This is a genomic window from Pseudomonas sp. VI4.1 (assembly GCF_002029345.1).
Lineage (GTDB): Bacteria > Pseudomonadota > Gammaproteobacteria > Pseudomonadales > Pseudomonadaceae > Aquipseudomonas.
The window spans coordinates 1-23,358 of the sequence record NZ_MULM01000095.1 but is presented as its reverse complement, the minus strand read 5'-3'; the positions used below and the strand labels follow the sequence as shown (position 1 = coordinate 23,358).

The 23,358-nt window shown below is 61.0% G+C and carries 18 protein-coding genes and 4 pseudogenes; 15 read left to right on the top strand and 7 right to left on the bottom strand.

Annotated elements, in window-relative coordinates; all coding sequences use genetic code 11:
• From BZ163_RS04565 to BZ163_RS04550, 4 genes and pseudogenes are all read left to right on the top strand, one after another.
• Positions 1–602: electron transfer flavoprotein subunit alpha/FixB family protein (locus BZ163_RS04565; protein ID WP_218190495.1), on the top strand; the 602-nt coding region annotated here is incomplete at its 5' end.
• Positions 603–611: 9 nt separating this feature from the next.
• Positions 612–2,132, top strand: coding sequence for a 3-hydroxyacyl-CoA dehydrogenase (locus BZ163_RS04560; protein WP_128869948.1), 1,521 nt, complete (start codon positions 612–614; stop codon positions 2,130–2,132).
• A pseudogene (locus BZ163_RS04555) lies at positions 2,129–3,330 on the top strand (3-oxoadipyl-CoA thiolase). Before BZ163_RS04560 ends, BZ163_RS04555 begins: the two are co-directional and overlap by 4 nt.
• Before the next feature lie 40 nt (positions 3,331–3,370).
• Positions 3,371–4,552 (top strand): acyl-CoA dehydrogenase, encoded by a 1,182-nt coding sequence (locus BZ163_RS04550; RefSeq protein ID WP_128869947.1) that lies wholly within the window; start codon positions 3,371–3,373, stop codon positions 4,550–4,552.
• A gap of 173 nt (positions 4,553–4,725) precedes the next feature.
• On the opposite strand, the gene BZ163_RS04545 is transcribed toward BZ163_RS04550, so the two are convergent.
• From BZ163_RS04545 to BZ163_RS04530, 4 genes and pseudogenes are all read right to left on the bottom strand, one after another.
• The gene (locus BZ163_RS04545) at positions 4,726–5,166 is read right to left on the bottom strand and encodes an FAD-dependent monooxygenase (RefSeq protein WP_128869946.1); all 441 of its coding nucleotides are present in this window, start codon (positions 5,164–5,166) and stop codon (positions 4,726–4,728) included.
• Between the two features lie 8 nt (positions 5,167–5,174).
• A pseudogene (locus BZ163_RS04540) lies at positions 5,175–5,738 on the bottom strand (radical SAM protein); the annotation flags it as partial.
• A 631-nt stretch (positions 5,739–6,369) separates the two neighbouring features.
• On the bottom strand, positions 6,370–6,570 hold the full coding sequence (locus BZ163_RS04535; RefSeq protein ID WP_168187309.1) for a DUF2934 domain-containing protein: 201 nt from the start codon (positions 6,568–6,570) through the stop codon (positions 6,370–6,372).
• Positions 6,571–6,672: 102 nt separating this feature from the next.
• Entirely contained in the window at positions 6,673–7,149 is a 477-nt protein-coding gene (locus tag BZ163_RS04530) for a MarR family winged helix-turn-helix transcriptional regulator (protein WP_128869944.1), read from the bottom strand.
• A gap of 628 nt (positions 7,150–7,777) precedes the next feature.
• Between BZ163_RS04530 and BZ163_RS04525 the strand changes: the two genes are divergently transcribed.
• The 4 genes from BZ163_RS04525 to BZ163_RS04510 all read left to right on the top strand — a co-directional run bounded on the left by BZ163_RS04525 (position 7,778) and on the right by BZ163_RS04510 (position 11,810).
• Positions 7,778–8,500 carry a GntR family transcriptional regulator gene (locus BZ163_RS04525; protein WP_128869943.1) on the top strand — a complete coding sequence of 241 codons (723 nt, stop codon included), beginning with the start codon at positions 7,778–7,780 and terminating at the stop codon, positions 8,498–8,500.
• Positions 8,497–9,285 (top strand): SDR family oxidoreductase, encoded by a 789-nt coding sequence (locus BZ163_RS04520; protein WP_128869942.1) that lies wholly within the window; start codon positions 8,497–8,499, stop codon positions 9,283–9,285. The genes BZ163_RS04525 and BZ163_RS04520 overlap by 4 nt, the downstream gene beginning before the upstream one ends.
• 93 nt (positions 9,286–9,378) lie before the next feature.
• Entirely contained in the window at positions 9,379–10,311 is a 933-nt protein-coding gene (locus tag BZ163_RS04515) for a 3-keto-5-aminohexanoate cleavage protein (protein WP_064677006.1), read from the top strand.
• 158 nt (positions 10,312–10,469) lie between these two features.
• Positions 10,470–11,810 (top strand): MFS transporter, encoded by a 1,341-nt coding sequence (locus BZ163_RS04510; RefSeq protein WP_128869941.1) that lies wholly within the window; start codon positions 10,470–10,472, stop codon positions 11,808–11,810.
• Between the two features lie 379 nt (positions 11,811–12,189).
• On the opposite strand, the pseudogene BZ163_RS04505 reads toward BZ163_RS04510, so the two are convergent.
• Positions 12,190–12,545: pseudogene (locus BZ163_RS04505) on the bottom strand (DUF6124 family protein).
• A 432-nt stretch (positions 12,546–12,977) separates the two neighbouring features.
• Here BZ163_RS04505 and BZ163_RS04500 point away from each other — a divergent pair.
• Positions 12,978–13,166: a type II toxin-antitoxin system HicB family antitoxin gene (locus tag BZ163_RS04500; protein ID WP_256578930.1), complete on the top strand. Its 189-nt coding sequence runs from the start codon at positions 12,978–12,980 to the stop codon at positions 13,164–13,166.
• Between the two features lie 56 nt (positions 13,167–13,222).
• On the opposite strand, the gene BZ163_RS04495 is transcribed toward BZ163_RS04500, so the two are convergent.
• Together BZ163_RS04495 and BZ163_RS04490 are read right to left on the bottom strand one after the other, a co-directional pair.
• On the bottom strand, positions 13,223–13,819 hold the full coding sequence (locus tag BZ163_RS04495) for a cupin domain-containing protein (RefSeq protein ID WP_168187310.1): 597 nt from the start codon (positions 13,817–13,819) through the stop codon (positions 13,223–13,225).
• Positions 13,820–13,921: 102 nt separating this feature from the next.
• The gene (locus tag BZ163_RS04490) at positions 13,922–15,883 is read right to left on the bottom strand and encodes an FAD-dependent oxidoreductase (RefSeq protein ID WP_128869939.1); all 1,962 of its coding nucleotides are present in this window, start codon (positions 15,881–15,883) and stop codon (positions 13,922–13,924) included.
• Between the two features lie 177 nt (positions 15,884–16,060).
• On the opposite strand from BZ163_RS04490, the gene BZ163_RS04485 reads away from it, so the two are divergent.
• From BZ163_RS04485 to BZ163_RS04460, 6 genes and pseudogenes are all read left to right on the top strand, one after another.
• A complete protein-coding gene (locus BZ163_RS04485; RefSeq protein ID WP_128869938.1) occupies positions 16,061–16,885 on the top strand; it encodes a class II aldolase/adducin family protein in 825 nt (274 codons plus the stop codon).
• A gap of 239 nt (positions 16,886–17,124) precedes the next feature.
• Complete coding sequence (locus BZ163_RS04480) at positions 17,125–17,772, top strand: TetR family transcriptional regulator C-terminal domain-containing protein (RefSeq protein WP_128869937.1); 648 nt, start codon at positions 17,125–17,127, stop codon at positions 17,770–17,772.
• A 93-nt stretch (positions 17,773–17,865) separates the two neighbouring features.
• A pseudogene (locus BZ163_RS04475) lies at positions 17,866–18,578 on the top strand (response regulator).
• Positions 18,579–18,583: 5 nt separating this feature from the next.
• The gene (locus BZ163_RS04470) at positions 18,584–19,354 is read left to right on the top strand and encodes an ABC transporter substrate-binding protein (RefSeq protein ID WP_128869936.1); all 771 of its coding nucleotides are present in this window, start codon (positions 18,584–18,586) and stop codon (positions 19,352–19,354) included.
• Complete coding sequence (locus BZ163_RS04465; RefSeq protein WP_128869935.1) at positions 19,351–21,627, top strand: ATP-binding protein; 2,277 nt, start codon at positions 19,351–19,353, stop codon at positions 21,625–21,627. Before BZ163_RS04470 ends, BZ163_RS04465 begins: the two co-directional genes overlap by 4 nt.
• A 211-nt stretch (positions 21,628–21,838) precedes the next feature.
• Complete coding sequence (locus BZ163_RS04460; RefSeq protein ID WP_128869934.1) at positions 21,839–23,251, top strand: amino acid permease; 1,413 nt, start codon at positions 21,839–21,841, stop codon at positions 23,249–23,251.
• Positions 23,252–23,358 lie beyond the last annotated feature (107 nt).

The window sequence follows — 23,358 nt, the reverse complement described above, 5'->3', positions numbered from 1 at the left end:
AGATCTCCGAGATCATCTCGGTAGAAAGCGCTGACACCTTCAAGCGCCCGATCTATGCCGGTAACGCCATCGCCACTGTGCAGTCAAATGCATCGGTCAAAGTGATCACCGTGCGGGCCACCGGTTTCGACCCGGTCGCCGCTGAAGGTGGTTCGGCATCGGTTGAAGCCGTTGCGGCTGCCCACGACGCTGGCATCTCCAGCTTCGTTGGCGAAGCACTGGCCAAGTCCGATCGCCCGGAACTGACCGCTGCCAAAATCGTCGTGTCCGGCGGCCGTGGCCTGCAGAACGGCGACAACTTCAAATACCTGTACACCCTGGCCGACAAGCTGGGCGCGGCTGTTGGCGCTTCCCGCGCCGCGGTCGACGCCGGTTTCGTCCCCAACGACATGCAGGTCGGACAGACCGGCAAGATCGTCGCGCCACAGCTGTACATCGCGGTCGGTATCTCCGGCGCGATCCAGCACCTGGCCGGCATGAAAGACTCTAAAGTGATCGTGGCGATCAACAAGGACGAAGAGGCGCCGATCTTCCAGATCGCCGATTACGGCCTGGTGGCTGATCTGTTCGAGGCGGTTCCAGCGTTGGAACACGCGCTTTGAGGAGTTCTTATGACCACGTTTAAACAGATCGGTGTCATCGGTAGTGGAGCAATGGGTCGTGGTATTGCCCAGTTGTTTGCCAGCGCAGGGGTCGAGGTGCTGCTGCACGACAGCCGCAGCGAAGCGACCGAACAAGCGCTTGGGCACAATCGCGAATTACTGGAGCGTGCAGCGGCCAAGGGCAAGATCAGTGCCGAAGCACTGGCCGGCACCCTTGGGCGTATGCGCGCGGCGCACACGCTGCAGGAACTGGCGGGTTGCGACCTGCTGATCGAGGCCATCGTCGAAAATCTCGAGGCCAAACAGAAGCTGTTCCGGGAGTTGGAACAACTGGTTAGCCGCGATGCAGTGTTGGCCAGCAACACCTCGTCGCTGTCGATCACCCTGATCGCCAGCGCCTGTGAGCATCCTCAGCGGGTCGCCGGTTTTCACTTCTTCAATCCGGTCACGCTGATGAAAATTGTCGAGGTGGTTCGCGGGGAACGGACCGATCCGCAGGTCATCGAACGGCTGTCGGCGCTGGCACACCACGCCGGGCACTTCGCCGCAGTGACCCCGGATTCGCCAGGGTTTTTGGTCAATCATGCTGGCCGCGCCTACGGCCCGGAAGCGCTGCGCATTCTCGCCGAAGGTATTGCCACGCCGGCGCAGATAGACCGGATTCTCAGGGATTGCCTGGGCTTTCGCATGGGGCCGTTCGAGCTGTTCGACCTGGTCGGTCTGGACATTTCCCATGCGGTGATGGAGTCGATCCACGACCAGTTCTATCAGGATCCGCGCTACACCCCTTCATCGCTGGTGCCGGCACGCCTTGCCGCTGGCTTGCTCGGGCGCAAGACCGGGCAGGGGTTCTATCGCTATGAGGAAGGCCGAGTGGTCGAAGACGCCCGAGTGGAGCTGCCGCAGGTGGCTATCAATCAGCCGTTCTGGCTGGACTGCCGTGAGGCTGCGATGCGCGACAAGATCGGCGCCGTGCTGGCGAGTGCCGGTGCGGTGCTGGAGCAGGGTGAGCAACCTGGCTCGAATGCTATCTGCCTGGTCACGCCGCTGGGTGAAGACGCCAGCAGCGCGATCGCCCGCCGGCAACTCCCTGTCGCCCGCAGCCTGGCGCTGGAAACCTTTGCCGGTTTTGACGTCCGCAGAGTGCTGATGCGTCATCCGGGGCTGGACGCCAACGTACTGGCGCAGGCGCGGCAGGCGTTAGGCGCGGATGGTGTGCCGGTGGAGGTGATCAACGACTCGCCCGGTTTCATCGCCCAGCGTGTGCTCGCCAGTATCGTCAATCTGGGGTGCGAAATCGCTCAGCGGCGCATCGTCGATCCCGCCACCCTGGATCGTGCGGTGCAGCTGGCATTGGGATACCCCCACGGCCCGCTGGGTTTCGGCGATCAATACGGGGCCATGAACATCCAGCAGATCCTGCAGGCACTGCACGATCTCTATCAGGAGCCGCGTTATCGGCTCAGCCCTTGGCTGCGCCGCCGCGTACAGCTCGGCCTGCCCCTGACCACTGCCGAGGAATCAGCATGAATGCCTACATCTACGACGGCCTGCGTTCGCCCTTTGGCCGCCACGCGGGCGCCCTGGCCAGTGTGCGCCCCGATGACCTGCTGGCCTCGGTCGTGCGCGCCCTGATAGCGCGCAACCCGTTCGCTGCCCAAGACTACGAAGACCTGATTGTCGGCTGCACCAACCAGGCCGGTGAGGACGCACGTAATTTGGGTCGCCACGCGGCTTTGCTGGCGGGACTGCCGCCTACGGTGGGTGGCCTGACCGTCAACCGCCTGTGCGGTTCGGGGTTGGCATCAGTGCTCGACGCTGCCCGCGCAGTGCAAGTCGGGGAGGGTGAGCTGTTTATCGCGGGCGGTGCCGAGAGCATGAGTCGCGCGCCCTTCGTGATCGCCAAGGCGGAAAATGCCTACTCGCGAGAGTTTCGCGCCTTCGACAGCACCATCGGTGCGCGCTTCCCCAATCCGCAGGTGGAAGTGAATTCGGTGCCGATTCGATGCCGGAAACCGCCGACAACGTGGCCCGCGAGCTCGGTATCAGTCGCGAGCAAGCCGATGTCTATGCGGCGCGCAGCCAGGCACTTTTCGAGGCAGCCGTACAGGACGGTTTTCATGCCGGCGAAATCCTGCCAATCGAAGTAACGCAAGGTCGCAAGCAACCACCCAAGCGGGTCGAGTGCGATGAGCATCCGCGTCCCGACAGCAATTTTGCCAGCTTGTCGCGACTGCGCCCGTTATTCGAGGGGGGCGTAGTCACGGCCGGCAATGCTTCGGGGGTGAATGATGGTGCGGCCGCATTGCTGATCGGTTCGCAGGCCATTGGCGAGCAATACGGGCTTGAACCACGCGCGCGGATCCTGGCCGGCGCCATCGCCGGCGTTGAACCGCGGCTAATGGGGCTCGGCCCGGTGCCGGCGATTATCAAGGCACTGCAACGGGCCAATCTACGCCTGGCCGATATGGATCTGATCGAAATCAACGAAGCCTTCGCCGCGCAGGTACTCGGCTGCGCCAAACAACTTGGCCTGGCGTTCGATGATCCGCGCCTGAACCCTAATGGCGGGGCCATTGCCATCGGTCACCCGCTGGGCGCCACCGGTGCGCGCCTGGCGTATAGCGCGGTGCGTCAATTGGAACGCAGGCATAGTCGGTACGCCTTGGTCAGCCTGTGCATTGGCCTGGGGCAGGGCATTGCCTGCGTTATCGAACGCCTCGACTGACAAAACAAAAACACCCAAGAACGGACACGGAGAATTACCCATGGCCAACAAGGCAAGCTTCAACTGGATCGACCCGCTGTTGCTGGATCAGCAACTCACCGAAGAAGAGCGCATGGTGCGCGACAGCGCCCAACAGTTCGCCGCTGACAAACTGGCGCCACGGGTGCTGGAGGCGTTCCGGCACGAGCAGACCGATCCGGCGATCTTCCGCGAGATGGGCGAAACCGGACTGCTGGGCGCGACCATTCCCGAAGCCTACGGCGGCAGTGGCCTGAACAATGTGTGCTACGGCTTGATCGCCCGTGAAGTGGAACGTGTCGACTCCGGGTACCGCTCGATGATGAGTGTGCAGTCGTCGCTGGTGATGGTGCCGATCAACGAATTCGGCAACGAAGCCACCAAACAGAAATACCTGCCCAAGCTGGCCAGTGGCGAATACATCGGCTGCTTCGGCCTGACGGAACCAGACCATGGCTCGGATCCGGGCTCAATGATCACCCGGGCGAAGAAAGTCGACGGCGGGTACCGCCTGACCGGTGCCAAGATGTGGATCACCAACAGCCCGATCGCCGACGTGTTTGTGGTTTGGGCTAAAGACGATGCCGGTGAGATTCGCGGTTTCGTTCTGGAAAAAGGCTGGCAAGGCCTGAGTGCTCCGGCGATTCATGGCAAGGTCGGCTTGCGTGCGTCGATCACTGGCGAAATCGTCATGGACAACGTGTTCTGCCCGCAGGAAAACGCCTTCCCGGATGTGCGTGGCCTGAGAGGTCCTTTTACCTGTCTGAACTCTGCCCGTTACGGCATCAGTTGGGGAGCGCTGGGGGCAGCCGAAGATTGCTGGCATACCGCTCGGCAGTACTGCCTGGATCGCAAACAGTTCGGTCGCCCCTTGGCGCAGACCCAACTGATCCAGAAAAAGCTTGCCGACATGCAGACCGAGATCACGCTTGCCTTGCAAGGCTGCCTGCGCCTTGGTCGAATGAAGGATGAAGGCACCGCGGCGGTGGAAATCACCTCGATCATGAAACGCAACAGCTGCGGCAAGTCGCTGGATATCGCCCGCCTGGCCCGGGACATGCTTGGTGGCAACGGTATCAGCGACGAGTTTGGCGTAGCCCGGCATCTGGTCAACCTGGAAGTGGTCAACACCTATGAAGGTACCCACGACGTGCACGCTCTCATCCTGGGCCGAGCCCAAACCGGTCTGCAGGCGTTCTTTTAGACTGCTCTCGGATTCGGCGAATCGGATGACTCACGATTCGCCAGGAATCAACAGCCGCCCAATAAGACTACGCAAGGCATCGCGCTCGGTAGCACTCAGGTGTTGCGTCAGGACCTGCTCGACGTTTTCTACGCGTGGCTTCAACTCGTTCAGCAGGGTCTGGCCAGGCGTTGTCAGGGACAGCGCCTTGCGGCGCTCCATTCCTTGTCGAAGCCGATCAGCTCTTGCGCCACTGGCTGGCGTTCTTGTGAATAGCTGGCCAACAGGCTGGAGGGGCTGCGGCCTTCAAGCACGGCTGCCATTTTCCAACCCAGGTTGAAGGCGTCCTGCATCGAGACATTCATCCCTTGCCCGGCCTTGGCGCTGTGGGTGTGACAGGCGTCGCCCGCAATGAATATTCTGGGTTCGCGATCGTTCCCCGCGGCGTCGACAGAGTCGTCGAAACGATCGGTCAGGCGTTGGCCGACTTCGTAGACAGAAAACCAGGCGACGTTTTTCACTTCCAGTGTGTAGGGTTGCAAGATCCGCTGCGCGGTGGCGATCAGTTGCTCGGCACTGGTCTCGCGGATCGTTGTGCGGTTTTCCTCGGTCACCTCGCCCAGGTCGACGTACATGCGCACCAGGTCAATGCGGATACGGCATCGTGACCAAGTCTTGCTCGGACTCGGTCAATACCTTCTACGGTGCGCTCATAGGCGTCTTTTGAAGGTGTCGGCCGGTTGGCATTGTGCAAAAACGCAGGACCGTCCAGAGACGTTGAAAATTGGAATTTATGCTGCTCCGCGAAATCCAGGACTTCGTCAGTCAAATGGTGGAGCGTGGTCGTGATCACATATTGGATGCTTCGTTGCTCGGCTACATTACGAGCCGCTACTAATCCAACAATTTGTCGAATTCGGTCGAAGGCCAGAAGTGGTTCGCCGCCCTGAAACTCGACGGTGATGACGGGAGAGGGCGATTCGAACAAGCGATCTACTGCCAGCTCGGCATGCTCAGCTGACATGTCATGACCCGAGCCACCGAGCGGGGCTCGCGAGACTTGGCAGTATTGGCTGGTGTGGTTGCAGCGCAACGTGACAACAAATATGTGCAGTGCCGGACCATCAAGGACGAAGGATTTACGACTACGATATTGAGCCGTCATTTCAGGGACGGGATTGTGTCCGTGGGGCTCAAATATAAAATAGATGTCTTTGTTTTTCGACGCGGTCGTCCGGAATGGCTAGAGACGACCCAAGACTGCGCAAATGGCGGCTATGACCTGATGGGCCTCACTAAACAGGTGATTGACGACGTGCTCGAGCGCTACGAGGCCCACCTCGCGTTTCTCACCTTCGCTACGGAGAGCGATATCGCATCGGTGCTCACTCCGCCGATATAGAGCCAGGATTATTACTTATCGGCGCGCGGTCGGAGGGGTGGATATTGCTCATGGGGTATCCCCAGTCAGGCGCTGCCCTCCGTGACCGCATGCGCAGCACAATGTATTGTCAGGTTTGGGAATTCAGGGAGGATCTTGATGTTTTGGTACGGCAGCAAAAAAGACAGATTCCGGGTCCAGCGGTGGATATCAATCATCGTGCTGTGTGTAGGCGCACTTTTTTTGATATCGGGTATATATCAGTACGTTTCATGCCAGGGGCCTGGGTACCCGATATTCAAGGCGCTCGTCATGATGGGTGTCGCAAGTGTCATGTTTTACATTGCTGATAAATGGTGATGATGGCCATGAGTGTTGTGATAGCGCACTGGGATGTATCAAGAGGCTCTTCATTCCCTCGCCTGAACGAAGAGCCTCTTCATCATCAGCGCACACACTACGCGCCTGAGTAGCGGGCGGCTTCGCCTTTGGCCGGCCAGTCATCCTCGTCAGCTTTTTCGCCACCTTCAGCCTGCAGTCCTTCTTTCTCAAGCTGCTCTCGAGCGAGCCGCCAATAATGGTCTTCAGCGCCATCCGGACGAGCATCCCTTTCCCACAATTCATAAGCTAATTGGCGGATTATCGATTCGTCAATCATGGTCATTCCTCCTGTGATCGAGCGTTCCTCAGAATAGGGGCTACGCCAGATCGTAAAGGTTCAACCTGATTCAGGCAGATGTGTTGCAGTGGCCGTCGCGGGTCAGTCTTCTGGCAGGTTATTGAATATGATTTCCAGGGTGCTGTTCAGCTTGGTGATCTGGGCCTCGGTCAGGCCTTTGAAACTGGTGCGGAAGATATCGCTGGTGCCCCGCTGGATTTCTTCGATGGTATGGCGGCCGATCTCGGTGAGAGAGACCTGGGTCACCCGCCCGTCGCTGGCGCTGGTATTGGTCTCTACCAGGCCGTCGGCTTTCATGCGATAGACGATTTTGGTGATGGTCGAGAGCTTGGCGATGGCATGGATGGAGATTTCCGAAATGCTCGACTCGCCGTTCTCCTTGAGGATGAACAGAATCCGCCAGCGCGGGATGTCCATATCGATTTTTTTCAACGCTTTCTCCATGGCCATGGAGTAGCGGCCGTGCAGGCGAGCCAGCCAGTAGAAGGGGAACTCTTCCTTCTTGAAATCCTCGCTGGCGGGGTTGTATCGGCTCAGGCGCTTTTTCGGGGTGGTCATAAAGGTTGGCGTAGTCTTTCTGTGAACTGGGTTTGATAGCGGGCGTCATTGTCGCGCCGCCCGCGGAACACCGCAAACACCTGTAGGAGCTGGCTTGCCAGCGAAAGCGGAGAGTCAGGCGAAGCAGATGTTGAATGTACTGGCCTCTTCGCTGGCAAGCCAGCTCCTACAGGGTTCGGCGGTGCCTGCGCCCTCGCGTGAACACCGCAAACCCCTGTAGGCGCTGGCTTGCCAGCGAAAGCGGAGTGTCAGGCGAAGCAGATGTTGAATGCACCGGCCTCTTCGCTGGCAAGCCAGCTCCTACGAGGATCGTGGTCGCACACGACCAGGTGATTGCGTTGCAGAATCGGAATGACACTTGCGCGTTTCGGGCAGTGGGGCGCCGGGGCCGTTGCTAGGATCGAAGCTCTTCTACAGCCATGCCACACCTGACGGGCTTGCTGCCCGGTATCCGCACTTCGATATGCGCACCCGGGGTAAAGCCGGCCGGAAATTGCGTAAATACGCGAACCGGGCATCAGGCGCGGAGTAGGGCAAGAGCGACATACCCAGCCCAAAATTAATTTGACATATGTTATTTGTGATCACATATTGGAGCCATAAGAACGTCCAATGTGAGCCCTTCCTCATGACAGATCGCCCAATCCTCCTGCCCACCATGCGTCAGGTTTCCCGCGACACCCTGCAGGATCAGGTCTACCGTCAGATCCGTGAAGCGCTGATGAGCGGCCGCTTCCAGCCAGGCCAGAAACTGACCATCCGCGGTCTTGCCGAGGCGCTGGGTTCCAGCCCGATGCCGGTGCGCGAAGCACTCAATCGACTCAGCGCAGAGAACGCCTTCGAAGTCACCGAGACCTCCCGCCTGCGTGTGCGCATGATGACCCCCGAACGACTGCGCGAGATCCGCGACGCCCGGGTTGCGCTCGAAGGCCTGTTGGCCGAGAAGGCCGTCATCCTGCTCAACGACGCCGACCTTAAAGACATCAGCCACCTGTGCGACCAGATGCAGCAAGCCGCCGACAGCGTCGATGTGGCCCGCTACCTGTGGACTAACTTCGCCTTCCACCGGCGCATCTATGCAGTGGCCAAAGCTGACCTGACCATCGCCGCCGTGGAGAATTTCTGGCTGCACATGGGCCCCTGCTTTGCGCTTGTCGCACCGGACAAAGCGCACCTGCAGCGCTCGATGGAAGCGCACAACCGCATCGTCGAGGCCCTGGCCGCGCGTGATGGGGCTGCGGCCCGGGCGGCAGTCACCGACGACATCATGCAGGCGGCCGACTCCCTGGCACGCCTGATCGACAAGGGCGACCGGTCACGGTCGCCGGTTTCTGGAGTAAAGAAAGCATGAGCGTTCTCAATCGACTGATTCCCTACACCGGCCTGCGGGTGCTGATCTCTGGCGGCGCGGCCGGGATCGGTGAAGTGCTGGCAGCGGCTTACATGGAGGCGGGTGCAAAAGTGCATGTGTGTGATGTCAGCGAAGCCGCCATTGCAGCATTCCGCGACCGTTACCCGGACAGCGTTGCCACCCGTGCCGATGTGGGTGACCCGGCGCAGATCGAGGCGGTATTCAAGGTTCAGCGCGAACAGTTCGGTGGCCTCGATGTCCTGGTCAATAACGCCGGGATCGCCGGGCCGACCGCCGGGATCGATGCGGTCACCGACGAGGAATGGCAGCGCACCATCGACATCAACCTCACGGCGCAATACCGCTTTGCCCATCACGCGGTGCCGCTGCTCAAAGCGTCACCCAACGCACATCTGATCCACATCGCGTCGGTGGCCGGCCGCCTGGGTTACGCCTGGCGCACGCCGTATGCCGCGACCAAGTGGGCCATCGTCGGCCTGATGAAATCCCTGGCATCCGAGTTGGGTGAAAGCGACATCCGCGTCAACGCCTTGCTGCCCGGCATCGTCGAAGGCCCGCGCATGGACGGGGTGATTCGCGCCCGCGCCGAGCAGATGAACGTGCCAGAAGCGCAGATGCGTGAGGAGTACCTGAAAAAGATCTCGCTCAAACGCATGGTCACCGCCGAGGACGTTGCCGCCATGGCGCTGTTCCTGTGTTCGCCCGCCGCACGCAACGTGACCGGCCAGGCCATCAGCGTCGATGGCAACGTCGAGTACCTCTAAGCGTATCGACTTCAGTTACAACAACGGCCGGACATAATCCGCGTCGAGTGACCCCAATAACTTTCTCGCCAAGAACAAGAACGGAGAACACTCATGTCCAAAAATCGCCCGATCATCATTACCTGCGCCGTCACTGGCGCCATCCATACGCCGTCGATGTCGCCGCACTTGCCAATCACCCCGCAGGAAATTGCCGACGCCGCCATTGGTGCCGCCGAGGCCGGCGCCTCGATTGTGCACCTGCATGCCCGCGATCCAATCGATGGGCGGCCGAGTCAGGATGTCGACCTGTTTCGTCAGTTCCTGCCGCAGATCAAGGCCAAGAGTGACGTGGTGATCAACATCACCACCGGCGGTGCGCCGACCATGGGCGTGGAAGAACGCCTGCAGCCTGTGGCACAACTCAAGCCGGAACTGGCGTCGCTGAACATGGGATCGATGAACTTCGGGCTGTACGAAATGCTCGATCGTTTCACCGAATTCAAGCACGACTGGGAGCGGCCATACCTGGCCGAGAGCGACGACCGGATCTTCCGCAATACCTTCCGCGACATCGCTCACATTCTCAACGCCTGTGCCGAGAACCGTACCCGTTTTGAAATTGAATGCTACGACATCGGCCATCTGTACACCGCCGCACACTTCCTGCAGCGCGGGTTGCTCAAGGCGCCGATTTTCATTCAGTCGGTGTTCGGTCTGCGCGGCGGCATCGGTGGACATCCCGAGGACCTGGCGCACATGCGCCGTACGGCCGACCGCCTGTTCGGCGACGCGTACCAGTGGTCGATTCTCGGTGCCGGCCGCAATCAGATTCCGCTGGGCACCATGGGCCTGTCGATGGGCAGCCATGTACGCGTCGGCCTTGAGGATTCGCTGTGGGACGGGCCCGGCAAGCTGGCCGCGTCCAATGCCGATCAGGTCAAGCGCATCCGCACGGTGATCGAAGCCCTGGGCGGGCGCGTGGCGACGCCGGATGAGGCGCGGGAAATGCTCGATCTCAAGGGCAAGGACCAGGTCGATTTTTAATAGCGTTGTCATGATGGCGCCGGCCTGGGTGGTCGGCGCCTGGTGTTGACAACGAAACCTGTCCTCTTCATAAAAACAGTCAGCTCAGCTTTTTTTTGCTCACGGCGGCCAGCGTTGCCGGGGCTTCTCTACAGCTGTAGCTGCAAGAGGTTTGCGCGATGACAATAACAAGAACCATCGGAACACCTGATACCCCCCGAGACTCGGCGACGCTGAACAAGTTGATGTTTGTCAAGCTGATGCCGTTGCTGATTGCGGCCTACGTGCTGAGCTTTCTTGACCGGACCAACATCGCGTTGGCCAAGCATCAACTGGATATCGACCTGGGCATTTCCGCTGCCGCCTACGGGCTGGGAGCCGGGTTGTTCTTTCTCACCTACGCACTGTCGGAAGTGCCCAGCAACCTGATCATGCACAAGGTCGGCGCGCGGTTCTGGATTGCGCGGATCATGGTCACCTGGGGTTTGATCTCGGCGGCGATGGCGTTCGTCCAGGGCGAAACGTCGTTCTACGTATTGCGTCTGCTGCTGGGCATCGCCGAAGCGGGGCTGTTCCCTGGCGTCATGCTGTACCTGACATACTGGTTCGGCCGCGAACAACGGGCCCGGGCTACCGGTTATTTTCTGTTGGGCGTGTGTTTCGCCAACATCATCGGCGGGCCACTGGGTGCCGCGCTCATGCAACTGGACGGTGTGTGGGGCTGGCGTGGCTGGCAGTGGATGTTCATGCTCGAGGGCCTGCCGGCGGTGTTCTTCGCCATGGTGGTCTGGAAAAAATTGCCGGACCGTCCCAGCAAGGCGCCTTGGCTGAGCGCCGCCGAAGCCGAGCAGATCGAACGGCGGTTGGCCGCTGAATCGGAGGAGGGCGCAGGCGCCGGCGGTCACTCGTTCAAACAATGCCTGACCCCGCAGATTCTGTTGGCGATCCTGGTCTACTTCTGCCACCAGATCACGATCTACACGGTGATCTTTTTCCTGCCCGGCATCATCGGCAAATACGGCGAGCTGAGTACCTTGCAGATCGGCTTGTTGACTTCCCTGCCTTGGCTGGCGGCCGCTGCGGGCGCTATCGCACTGCCCCGATTTGCCACCACGCCGGCGCGTGCCCGGCAAATGCTGGTCGCGGGTTTGCTGACCATGGCCGCAGGCCTGGGAATCGCCTCGCTGGCGGGACCGGTGATCAGTCTGCTGGGCTTCTGCATATCGGCGGTGATGTTCTTCGTCGTGCAGTCGATCATCTTTCTCTACCCCGCTTCGCGACTCAAGGGCGCGGCGCTCGCAGGAGGGTTGGGATTCGTCAACTCGTGCGGCCTGCTGGGCGGTTTCGTCGGCCCCTCCGTGATGGGGTTGATCGAGCAAAGTACCGGCAATGCCATGAACGGCATGAAAATCGTGGCGATTATCCTGGTGCTCGCGGCGATAGCGGCATTGCGATTGCGTCAGGGCCATGAACACAAGGTGGATAAACAACGGCTGCAAAGTCGGCGACAGCCTGTGTGAGTGCGCGCTGATAACAATGCTGCCGGTCGGGGGTGGGAGTGGTCGTGGTATCCGCGACATTTCCACCCCGGTTTCCCATCGGACTGGGCGCTGTTGAATTTGCGTTATGCCCCGGTCCTGCCATTTGAGATTCGACCCAAGATCGTGATTGGTTTATTTTTTGTTCTTAAAGCACCCTTTTGGGTGCTTTTTTCTTGTTTTTTTAAACCCGTTTGGGGTCGGTGAATCATGTTCGGGAATGAGTTCCAACTGCGAACCGTGCCGAGTATCTGGCCAGACGAATCGGCCTTGGCGCCGCTTGGCAGAAATGCGGTCCCGAAAAAAGAGACCGCAGCACAGGCCGCAGGGCTTACTCACATTCGGCCTCAGTCAACCCCAGCTACTCACGCGGATCGATCTGATTCAGCAGCTGATTCGCCGTGATTTCTGCCAGCATGATGCTATTGGAAATGCCCAACAAGGCGTGACGCGACCCGCCGTCCAGATGATCCACCACGTGATGAACAATCACATCGACCGAGGCCAGCGTTTCGACCAGATAAACCATGAGGGTCTCGGTCGTCGCCTTTGGGTCGACGGTAAACAGCGTGCTGGGTGTGCGCGGGGTGGCCTTGATGTCGGCAGTCGAGGGGAAGTGAAAATCGAGGGCGTGTTCGGCAGCCTCGTTGTGTATGTTTGAATCGGGTTTGATTGGGGATGCTGGGTGTTCGGGGGATTGGGTGTGACCTTGAACATACTCTAGGTTCCTGAAGGTGTGCCAACCCCTTTGCTGCTAAACGAAGAGGGTGGCAGCTGCACGCAGGTTAGCAGACCGGTGAACCTAAGAAACCGGCGCGCCCAAGGGCGCCCTGCGCACAGCCACCATCAAAATGCAGGCAAAAAACCTGGCTGATAGGAGCGTTGCACGTCTTAGGTTATCAATGGGCTGCTAAACCCGATCACTGTGGGCAGTGACACGAATCAAGTTACCTAGCGGCCCCAAGGCGCACAAGCCGGCGGATTCTGGCGTACCCGTAGGCAACGACGCAAGGTGTTGTAGCTTTCAGGAGGTAAGCAGTAGGACGTTTAAACACGCGCCTTGCGCGGATGTTTAATTTGCGAGCGAACATGATTGAACACCTGGTTTCTGCCCTCGCTTGAAAATCTTCAACGAACAGGAGTTGAGCTATGAACAGCATGACCTATAAGGGCTATGCGGCCCGAGTCGAGTTTGATGAGCGGGACGACATCTTCGTCGGCCGGGTGTTGAGTGTGCGTGACATCATCAGCTTTCACGCCGATTCAGTGGCCGAGCTGCGCGCCGGGTTTGCTGCCGCTGTTGAGGATTATTTGGCGGACTGTGGCCCGCCGACTTGACTGAAGTTCACTGTCCGGAACAAGCGTTCCGGCAGCGTCCTTGTTGTTTTTACCCTTCAAAACGTCGGCGGGGTAATCACCCAGATCACCACCGCGTCCACCTCGCCGGGGTTGCCGTAGCGATGGGGTTCCTGGCTGGAAAAACTGAAACTGTCGCCTTCGTTGAGCTGGAAATGGCGCTCGCCAACCCATAACTCGAAACTGCCGCTGAGCAGGTAGCCGGCTTCTTCGCCTTCATGGCTATAGCTTTGCTGGCTGTAAGTGCCTGGTGGAAAGCGCGAATGCAGGATCTCCAGCTGGCGGTTGGGCTGCGGGGTCAGCAATTGGTCGACGATGCCGTCTTCGTAATGCACGCTCATCCGGCTGTGCTTGCGGACCACATAACCGCTGTCCTCGGGGGCCGTGCTGGCTTCGCTGGCGAAGAACCACTGGATGGTCACGCCCAGGCTGCGGGCGATGTTGAACAGCGCCGGGATCGACGGGTAGGCCAGGTTGCGTTCCAGCTGGCTGATGTAGCCCGCTGTCAGCTCGCTCATGTCTGCCAGCGCGGCCAGGGTCATGCCCCGGCGTTTGCGCAGGCCGCGAATGCGCGTGCCGAGGAAGTGCGGCCCTGCGGCAGCGGGCTGACTGGCGGGCGCGCTGGCAGGCGGCAGGTTGCTGCTGTTGCTCATTGCGTGCTCCGAAACGGACGGTGCCCGAGCGGGTTGAAACCCTCGGGCCTGATGGCTGGCAAAGGCCGGGAGTATAGAGCAGCCTCAGAGGTCCCACGCAACCCTCAAGCCTTCATAAATCGCTTCTTCGGCGGTGCGCGGTGCCAGGCAGTCGCCGATCCGCCGGAACTCCACCAGCCCTTGCAGTTCCGCACCGAGGGTATCCACCGGCTGATGGCCCTGGCACAGCACCAGCGTGTCGATGTCTTCGAAAATGATCGGCTCGGCGCTGGCGGTATGCTGCATGTACACGGCGCTGTCATCGCAGCCGTAAAGGCGGGCGTAAGGTGTGATGGGAATGCCCGACTTGTGCAGTTCGCCGGCCAATTGATCGCGCACGTACAGTGGCAGGTTTTCTCCACAATGGGTGCCGTTGACCGCCAGCTGCACCTGATGGCCGGCACGCACCAGGCGTTCGGCGATGCCAGGGCCAATCCAGTCGCACCGCCAGTCGACCACCAGCACCGAGCGTCCCGGCGTGACCTCGTCGCGCAGTACCTGCCAGGCATCCACCACGTGCAGGTCGCCACCCCGGTCGAAGGTCGGCCAGTAGGGTTCGGCGCCAGTTGCAACAATCACCAGGTCCGGCCGTTCGCGTTCGACCAGCGCCCGGTCGACGCGGGTATTGCACACCACGCGTACGCCAGCCAGGTGCATTTCCCGCTGCAGGTTGGTGCTGGCGCCGCCGAATTCGCTGCGCCGCGGCAGCAGTTGCGCCAGCAGGATTTGCCCGCCGAGCTGTGCACCGGCTTCGTAGAGTGTGACCTCGTGCCCGCGTGCGGCGGCGACGGCGGCCGCCTTCATCCCGGCCGGGCCGCCGCCGGCGATCAGGATGCGCTTGCGGTTGGTCGTCGCGTGCAGCTTGCCGAAAATCAGCTCGCGACCGGTCTCCGGATGCTGGATGCAGGAAATCGGCAAGCCTTTGTGAAAGTGCCCGATGCACGCCTGATTGCAGGCGATGCACGCGCGCACATCCTCGCTGCGTCCGGCATTGGATTTGTTTGGCATCTGCGGGTCGCAGATCAGGGCGCGGGTCATGCCGCAGACATCGGCCTGGCCACGGGCAATGATCAGCTCGGCTTCTTGCGGCTGATTGATGCGCCCGGTGACGAACAGCGGAATCGACAGGCTGGCCTTGAACGTCCCGGCCTCCTTGGCCAGGTAGGCCGCTTCGATGGCCATCGGCGGCACGATATGCACCGCACCGCCCAACGATGCCGACGTGCCGGCGACGATGTGCACGTAATCCAGTTGCTGCTGCAATGACTTGACCGCCGCCAGCGACTCGTCTTCGGTCAGGCCTTCGGGGTCGCGCTCATCGGCACTGATGCGCAAGCCGATGATGAACTGCTCATCGGTGTTGGCGCGGACCGCCGCAATGACTTCGCGCAAAAACCGCAGGCGCAGTTGCAGGTCGCCGTTGTAGCCGTCAGTGCGCCGGTTGACCCGCGGGTTGATGAATTGTGCGGGCAGGTAACCATGGCTGGCGACCACTTCCACGCCGTCCAGCCCGGCCTGGTATAAACGCCGGGCCGCCGCGCCATAACCGGCGACGATCTCGTCGATCATGGCTTGATCCAGCGCGCGCGGCATGACCCGAAAACGCTCGTTGGGTACCGCCGAAGGCGAGTAGGCGACGGCCAGCAAGCCATCGCTGGACTCCATGATTTCCCGGCCCGGATGGAAAATCTGCGAGAGCACCACCGTGCCATGGGCATGACAGGTGTCGGCCAGCTGTCGATAACCGTCGATGCAGGCGTCATCGGTGGCCATCAGCACATGGGAGGTGTAGCGCGCACTGTCATGCACCCCGGCAACCTGCAGCACGATCAGCCCGACGCCGCCTTCGGCACGCGCCCGGTGATAGGCGATCAGTTGCTCGTTGACCAGGTTGTCGGTCGGCATCGAAGTGTCGTGGCCGCTGGACATGATGCGGTTCTTGAGACGCTTGCCACGGATCTGCAGCGGTTCGAACAGGTGCGCGAACGCTGGGGTGGAAGTCGGCATGGTGCGATACTCCAGGCGAGCCGAAGCTGGAAAAACAGGGGGTTCGGCGTTGTTATTATTTCGCTATAGAAATTTACCCTTAGTAAAAAATCAACTTGTTTTTTTAATGGCGGATAAATAGATTGGGACGTCGAGTCCTATTCTTCGCGCAGACGATCAGCCCAGAGAGCAGAAACAATGAATGAAATTGCACATCCGGCGGCTGGCGCTGCCGAGCAGGTTTCCAGCGAGCAACTTGTTACAGAGCGACGTCTTACCGAAGAACGCCTGCGCCGGGAGCTGGCGGCCTGTTATCGGTTGATCGCGCACTTTCGCATGAGTGACCTGATTTTCACCCACATCTCGGTGCGTCTGCCGGGGCCCGAGCATCACTTCCTGATCAACCCCTATGGGCTGATGTTCGACGAAATCACCGCCTCCAGCCTGGTCAAGATCGACCTCGACGGCCGTGCGGTGGAGCCGTCGCCGTATCCGGTCAACCCGGCGGGTTTCGTGATTCACAGCGCCATCCACCGTGCCCGCGAAGATGCACAGTGCGTGCTGCATACCCACACCCGGGCCGGGTGCGCGGTAGCGGCGTTGAAGTGCGGGTTGTTGCCGGTGAATCAGATCTCCATGGAGTTCTACGAACGGGTCGCTTACCACGACTATGAGGGCGTGGCGCTGGATCTGGGCGAGCAGCAGCGACTGGTGCATGACCTGGGTGACAAGACGGTGTTGATGCTGCGCAACCACGGTTTGTTGACCGTTGGAGCAAGCATCGGCCAGGCGTTTCTGCGCATGTACTACCTGGAAAAAGCCTGCGAGATCCAATTGGCGGCGCAGGCCTGCGGCGAACTGGTGCTGCCACCGGCGGCCGTTTGCGAGCACACCGAGCGCCAGTTCAACGAGCCGGGTCGGCCATTGGCGGAAGGCGAATTGAACGATCCGGATGCCATGCAGTTGGCATGGTCGGCGCTGTTGCGGTTGGCGGATCGAGTGGCGCCGGGTTATCGGGATTGAGCGCAATGCCCTGAGGCGGGGGGCTTGCTCCAATGCCAGTCAGTTAAGTGAAAGGTGTGCCCCCTGTAGGAGAGAGCTTGCTCGCGATGGACGTTAACGATAACGCGTGTTTTCTGAACAAACGCGCCACTCTTGAGTCCATCGCGAGCAAGGTCGCTCCTATAGAGATGCTGTACAGTTGTTCAGCTCAGTGGCCGCAAAAGACCGGCCCAACGACTGTTCCAAGGAGATCGATGCCCATGACCCAGGAAGCCCGCTTTTCCCGAATGGAGCCGGAGTTGCGCAAGGCCAACCTGATCGAGGCGACGCTGGTGTGCCTCAAGCGCCATGGCTTCCAGGGGGCTTCGATCCGCAAGATCTCGGCTGAAGCGGGGGTGTCGGTCGGGTTGATCAGCCATCACTACTCCGGCAAGGACGAACTGGTGGCCGAAGCCTATCGGGCGGTCACCGGGCGAGTCATGAGCCTGTTACGCGACGCCATGGAGCAAGCCGCACCGAATGCCCGTGAGCGTTTGTCGGCGTTTTTTCGCGCCTCGTTCTCCGCCGAACTGCTGGACCCGCAACTGCTGGATGCCTGGCTGGCGTTCTGGGGCGCGGTCAAGACCGCCGAAGCGATCAATCTCGCCCATGAGCATTCCTATGGCGAATACCGCAGCGAGTTGCGCAAGGTGCTCAACGATCTGGCCCGGCAAGAGGGCTGGGAGGCTTTCGATGCGGACCTTGCCGCCATCAGCCTGAGCGCGCTGCTCGATGGCTTGTGGCTGGAGTCGGGACTCAACCCCGGCACCTTCACCCCGAGCCAGGGCATGCAGATTTGCGAAGCCTGGGTCGATGGTTTGCAGGCCGGCGGTCGCCAGCGTTTCAGTTTGCAGACAGAGGGCTGTTGATCGATCGTTCAGCTATAGCTACTCTCTGCCGCTCAAGCGAAACAGATTCTAATAAGAAACATGCCCATCGGGCTTATGCAGGAACACCAAGCGATGACTCCTCGGGTACTGATCGTCGACGACGATTTGCTGATTCGCGAACTCCTTCATGCCTATCTTTCGCAAGAAGGTTACGACGTGCATTGCGCCGCTACGGCGGAACTGGCCGAAACTTTTCTGGCGACCAACACGGTCGACCTGGTGATGCTGGACATCCGCCTGCCGGGCAAGGATGGCCTGACCCTGACCCGCGAGCTGCGGGTGCGCTCGGAAGTCGGGATCATCCTGATTACCGGGCGCAATGACGAAATCGACCGCATCGTCGGCCTCGAATGCGGCGCTGACGATTACGTGATCAAACCCCTCAACCCGCGTGAACTGGTGTCGCGGGCCAAAAACCTGGTGCGCCGGGTGCGCCATGCCCAGTTGCAGCAGCCGCGCCGGCGCTGCGTCAGGTCAAACAGTTTGCTGCCTGGGGACTGGACACCGATCGCCGCCGCCTGATCGATGATGCCGGGGGCGAAACCCTGCTGACCCAGGGGGAATTCCAGTTGCTCAGTGTCTTCCTGCGCAACAGCGGGCATACCTTGAGCCGCGATCAGTTGATGGATCAGATCCGCAACCGTGAATGGGTACCCAACGACCGCTCCATCGACGTGCTGGTCGGGCGCTTGCGGCGCAAGTTGCATGACGACCCTGCCGAGCCGCAACTGATCATTACCATCCATGGCGCCGGTTATTTGTTCACCGCCAGCGTGGCTGCCTGAACCCTATGTGGCGACTGCTCGGGTTACTGCTGGCACTGACCGGCACATCGGTGGCGGCCGAGACCCTTCGCTACTGCGATTATCCGGTCTACCCACCGATTTCCTGGAGCGACGGCAAACAGGTGCGCGGCCTGGCGCTCAGTGTGGTGAAGACGTTATTTGGCAACCTGGGGTACGAGGTCGAGATCGTCGTGCTGGGCAACTGGAAGCGCTGCCTGCTGGACGCCGCCGAAGGCCGGGTTGACGTGGTCCTGGCCTACAGCACGGCGCAGCGCGAACAGAGCATGCGCTTCTCGACGGTACCGGTGTTGCGTGAAGAGGTCGCGGTGTTCTTCAACCGCCAACACCCGGTGAAGTTCGAACGGCTTGAAGACCTCGGCAACTACCGCGGCGGCCTGCTGTTTGGTGAAAGCTATGGCCTGGACTTCGATCGCTTCGTCGCCCGGCACGGCAATATCGAATGGGTCTCCGACAGTCGACAGAACTTCGGCAAGCTGATTCGCGGCAGAATCGACTTCATCACCCATGAGCGGCGTACCGGGCAGTTGTTTGTGGAAAACCTGCCGGGTGCCGCCGACATCCAGGCCTTGCCCCAGTCATTGAACGTCGACTATTTGCGGGTCGCCGTATCGCGCCGCTCCACGCTGGCCGAGCGCATGCCCGCGATCGACGCCGAACTGCAGCGGATGGTTGACGCGGGCGAGATCGAACGCTGGTTGAGCGAGAGTGAAGCCACCTATCGCGACATGATCAAGCTGCCGGCGGACGCGCCATGAGCCGCGCCAGCCCCGGCGGCCTGTTGCGCCGCCTGCTGCTGTTCATCCTGCTGTTCAGCCTGTGCTTCACCATTCTCGCCAGCACCGTGCAGCTGTATTTCGAGTACCGCCGTGAAATGCGCGATATCGATTCGCGCATGGAGTTGATCCGCGCCGGCTACCTGGCCAGCCTGGAACGCAGCCTCTGGGATCTGAACCAGGAGCAGTTGAATGTGCAACTGCGCGGCCTGGTGGATTTTTCCGATGTGGCCCGGGTGCATTTGCGCAGTCCCGATTTCGACCTGCTGCAAGGCAGCCCCGCGCCGGCCGGCCCCCTGCGCATCGAGCGTTTCCAGCTCAATTACCAGCCGCCGTCCGGCCTGTCGCGGCATCTGGGCGAGCTGGAAGTCAGTACCGACCTGGACGCGGTGTATAGCCGGTTGTACGCCACCGGCCTGACCAGCCTGTTATGGATGAGCGTGTTCCTCTGCGGTCTGGCGGTGGCGCTGTCGGGGTTGTTCTACCGGCTGGTGACTCGGCATTTGCAGGTGATGGCCGATTTCGCCCGGCGCATTGCCGCCGGTGACTGGCATGAACCTTTGCGCCTGGACAAAAGCAGCACCGGCCGCGAAGACGAAATCGATACCGTGGCTCACGCCCTGGATGACATGCGCCGGGCGATTCTCAGCGATATCCACCGTCGCGAAGTCGACCGCCTGGCGCTGCAGGACAAACGCGACGAACTGCAGAAAATGGTCGAGCGGCGCACGGCCAGCCTGCTGCGGGCCAAGGATGAGGCCGAAGCGGCCAACCTCGCCAAGTCGCGCTTCCTCGCCACCATGAGCCATGAATTGCGCACGCCACTCAATGGCATTCTCGGCATGGCCCAATTGCTGCGCGGCGCCAGCCTCGACGAGCGCGATGGCAAACGCCTGGAAGCGCTGTACAAAGCCGGCGAAGGTCTGCTGACGATTCTCAACGAAGTGCTGTATTTCGCCCGGCTGGAGGAAGGCGAAAGCCATCCGGAGCAGGTCGACTTCTCGCTCAGGCAACTGCTCGATGAGGTACTGACGCTGCTGGAACCGCGAGGGCTGAGCAATGGCACGCAACTGCAGTGTCGGGTTGAGCCGCAGGTCGACGATCGTTGCCGTGGCGCCGAGCAATTTTTACGTCAGGTCTTGAGTAACCTGTTGGCCAACGCCATCAAGTTCACCGAGGCCGGACACATCAGCGTCGACGTCGCGCTACTGGCTGCGGGCGACCCGGCCACAGGGCAACGCCTGCGGTTCAGCGTGACCGACAATGGCATCGGCATCGCGGCGTCGGTGCAGGCAAAGATCTTCGAGCGCTTCACCCAGGCCAACGAAGACGTGACCCAGCGTTATGGCGGTACCGGGCTGGGACTCGCCATCAGTAAACACCTGGTGCAGTTGCTCGGCGGGCGCATCGGAGTCGACAGCCAGGAAGGGCAGGGCAGTTGCTTCTGGTTCGAGCTGACGCTGCAACCGGCTTTGGCCGCGGCGCCTGTCACGCGCGCCACTTCACCGGTTCAGCCGCTGGGCATTCTGGTGGTCGAAGACGTGGCGCTGAACCGCGAGGTGGTCAGCGGTCTGCTGGAGCGCGACGGGCATCGGGTCAGCCTCGCGGAAGATGCCGAGCAAGCGCTGGAACTCTGCCGCCGGCACTCCTTCGAGCTGATTCTGCTCGATGTGCATCTGCCGGGCATGAGTGGCGTCGAACTGTGCAAGCTGATCCGCCGCACACCGGGGCCCAATCAACACAGCCGGATCTTCGCCCTGACTGCCAGCGTGCAGCCGGCGCTGGTGCGCGGTTATCTGGATGCCGGCATGCAAGGCATTCTCGCCAAGCCGCTGAAGCTCGACAACCTGCGCCAGGCACTGGCCGGTGAACGGCCGATGCCCGAGCCGGCAGCGGACACTCATCCGCTGGGCGGGCAACTGATGGACTGGCAGTTGCTGCACACCCATCGCAGCTTGCTCGGCGAGCAGAAACTCCAGGGTTTGCTGGGGGTGCTGCGCGACTCGATTGCCCAGCACCGCGTGGCGCTGCTCGAAGCCATCGAAGCCGGTGACTGTACCGAGGTTGCGCATCTGGCCCACCGTTTGGCCGGGAGCAGTGACTCGCTGGGCTTTTGCGCCTTGGCCGAGGTCTTGCGCGCCCTGGAAGAGGCGGCACTGGGCAACGACACGGCGGCGGTGCAAGCGCTGGTGCCGAGGTTCCATGGGGTGTTGCAGGGTTCGCAAGCGGTACTGGCGGACGTGTTGCACGCCTGACGTACAAAATCGTTACGACTTTGTACAACTTTGATCTTCAGCTTCAACGCGAACTTACATGGCTTTCCAATAATCGGCACAACCGCGCTGGACGCGGTCTTCGAAGCTTATTGGAGATAATAATAATGAACTGCCGTAAAGCTGATCTTTCCCCGCGCGATGACCTCCTGTCATCCGCCGCGCACCTCGCCCAGTCTTGAGAGGTGCTGCCATGAGCGAATCTATCGAACGTAAAGGCATCCAACTGACCCGAGCCTTGAAAAGCCGGCACATTTTCATGCTGTCGCTGGGTGGGGTGATTGGCACCGGGTTGTTCATGGGCTCGGGCGTCACCATCAACCAGGGCGGGCCGATGGGGGCGATCCTGGCTTACCTGGTGGCCGGCTTCCTGATGTACCTGGTGATGGTCTGCCTCGGCGAGCTGTCGGTGCAGATGCCGGTGTCCGGCTCGTTCCAGACCCATGCCACAAAGTACATCGGGCCCGCCACCGGGTTCATGATCGGCTGGGTGTACTGGATGAGCTGGGCGACCACGGTCGGCCTGGAGTTCACCGCGGCGGGCATGTTGATGGTGCGCTGGTTTCCGAGCATTCCCATCTGGTATTGGTCGGCCCTGTTCGTGGTGGTGCTGTTCGGGTTGAACGCCCTGGCCACTCGCGCCTTCGGTGAAGCGGAATACTGGTTCTCCGGGATCAAGGTGGCGGCGATCCTCGGTTTTATCATCGTGGGGGTCCTGGTGATTTTCGGCGCGATACCGCTGACCAGCGGCGCCCCGGCGCCGATGATGACCAACCTGATCGGCGACTCGCTGTTCCCCAACGGTCTATCGGCGGTGTTCGCGGTGATGATGACGGTGGTCTACGCCTTTCAGGGCTGCGAAATCATGGGCGTTGCCGCTGGCGAAACCGACCAGCCGGAAAAGAGCATCCCCAAGGCGGTGCGCAACGTGGTGTTCCGGGTGCTGATCTTCTATGTGCTCGCCATCGTGGTGCTGTCGGCCATCGTTCCATGGCAGCAGGCCGGGTTGATGGAAAGTCCGTTCGTGCAGGTGTTCGACATGGTCGGCATTCCTTACGCCGCCGACTTGATGAACTTCGTGATCCTCACTGCGATTCTCTCGGTAGGTAACTCCGGCCTGTATGCCTCGACGCGGATCCTCTGGGCCATGTCGAAAACCGGCATGGCCCCGAAAAGCCTCGCGCCCTTGAGTTCTCGCGGCGTGCCGTTGCGGGCGCTGAGCATCACCCTGTGCTTTGCCCTGGTGTCGCTGCTGACCAGCTTCATTGCCGCCGACACCCTGTTCATGGTGCTGATGGCCGTCAGCGGCATGGCCGGTACCGTGACCTGGATCGTGATCGCGCTGGCGCAGTATAAATTCCGTCGCGCCTTCATCCGGGAAGGCGGCCAGCTCAGCGACCTGAAATACCGCGCACCGTGGTTCCCGTTCCTGCCGCTGCTGTGCATCGCCTTGTGCTGCTCGCTGTTCGTATTCCTGGCGCTGGACGAGACGCAGCGTCCGTCGCTGTATTGGGGTTTTGGTTTTATTGCCCTGTGCTATGGCGCTTACTTCCTGACCAACCGCAAGCGCCAGGCTGATATGGCGCAGACGGTGCCGACGGTTTAAGCCGGCAAAACACTGTAGGAGCAGCCGGTCGCCCCCCTGTAGGGGCTGGCTTGCCAGCGAAGGCGGCGTGTCAGTCGACACATGTATTGGCTGATAGACCGCTTTCG

Bases quoted from the DNA above. Each gene is read 5' to 3' on its own strand.
- BZ163_RS04560 (WP_128869948.1), top strand. From the start codon at position 612: ATGACCACGTTTAAACAGATCGGTGTCATCGGTAGTGGAGCAATGGGT.
- BZ163_RS04550 (WP_128869947.1), top strand. From the start codon at position 3,371: ATGGCCAACAAGGCAAGCTTCAACTGGATCGACCCGCTGTTGCTGGAT.
- BZ163_RS04545 (WP_128869946.1), bottom strand. From the start codon at position 5,166: ATGTACGTCGACCTGGGCGAGGTGACCGAGGAAAACCGCACAACGATC.
- BZ163_RS04535 (WP_168187309.1), bottom strand. From the start codon at position 6,570: ATGATTGACGAATCGATAATCCGCCAATTAGCTTATGAATTGTGGGAA.
- BZ163_RS04530 (WP_128869944.1), bottom strand. From the start codon at position 7,149: ATGACCACCCCGAAAAAGCGCCTGAGCCGATACAACCCCGCCAGCGAG.
- BZ163_RS04525 (WP_128869943.1), top strand. From the start codon at position 7,778: ATGACAGATCGCCCAATCCTCCTGCCCACCATGCGTCAGGTTTCCCGC.
- BZ163_RS04520 (WP_128869942.1), top strand. From the start codon at position 8,497: ATGAGCGTTCTCAATCGACTGATTCCCTACACCGGCCTGCGGGTGCTG.
- BZ163_RS04515 (WP_064677006.1), top strand. From the start codon at position 9,379: ATGTCCAAAAATCGCCCGATCATCATTACCTGCGCCGTCACTGGCGCC.
- BZ163_RS04510 (WP_128869941.1), top strand. From the start codon at position 10,470: ATGACAATAACAAGAACCATCGGAACACCTGATACCCCCCGAGACTCG.
- BZ163_RS04500 (WP_256578930.1), top strand. From the start codon at position 12,978: ATGAACAGCATGACCTATAAGGGCTATGCGGCCCGAGTCGAGTTTGAT.
- BZ163_RS04490 (WP_128869939.1), bottom strand. From the start codon at position 15,883: ATGCCGACTTCCACCCCAGCGTTCGCGCACCTGTTCGAACCGCTGCAG.
- BZ163_RS04485 (WP_128869938.1), top strand. From the start codon at position 16,061: ATGAATGAAATTGCACATCCGGCGGCTGGCGCTGCCGAGCAGGTTTCC.
- BZ163_RS04480 (WP_128869937.1), top strand. From the start codon at position 17,125: ATGACCCAGGAAGCCCGCTTTTCCCGAATGGAGCCGGAGTTGCGCAAG.
- BZ163_RS04470 (WP_128869936.1), top strand. From the start codon at position 18,584: ATGTGGCGACTGCTCGGGTTACTGCTGGCACTGACCGGCACATCGGTG.
- BZ163_RS04465 (WP_128869935.1), top strand. From the start codon at position 19,351: ATGAGCCGCGCCAGCCCCGGCGGCCTGTTGCGCCGCCTGCTGCTGTTC.
- BZ163_RS04460 (WP_128869934.1), top strand. From the start codon at position 21,839: ATGAGCGAATCTATCGAACGTAAAGGCATCCAACTGACCCGAGCCTTG.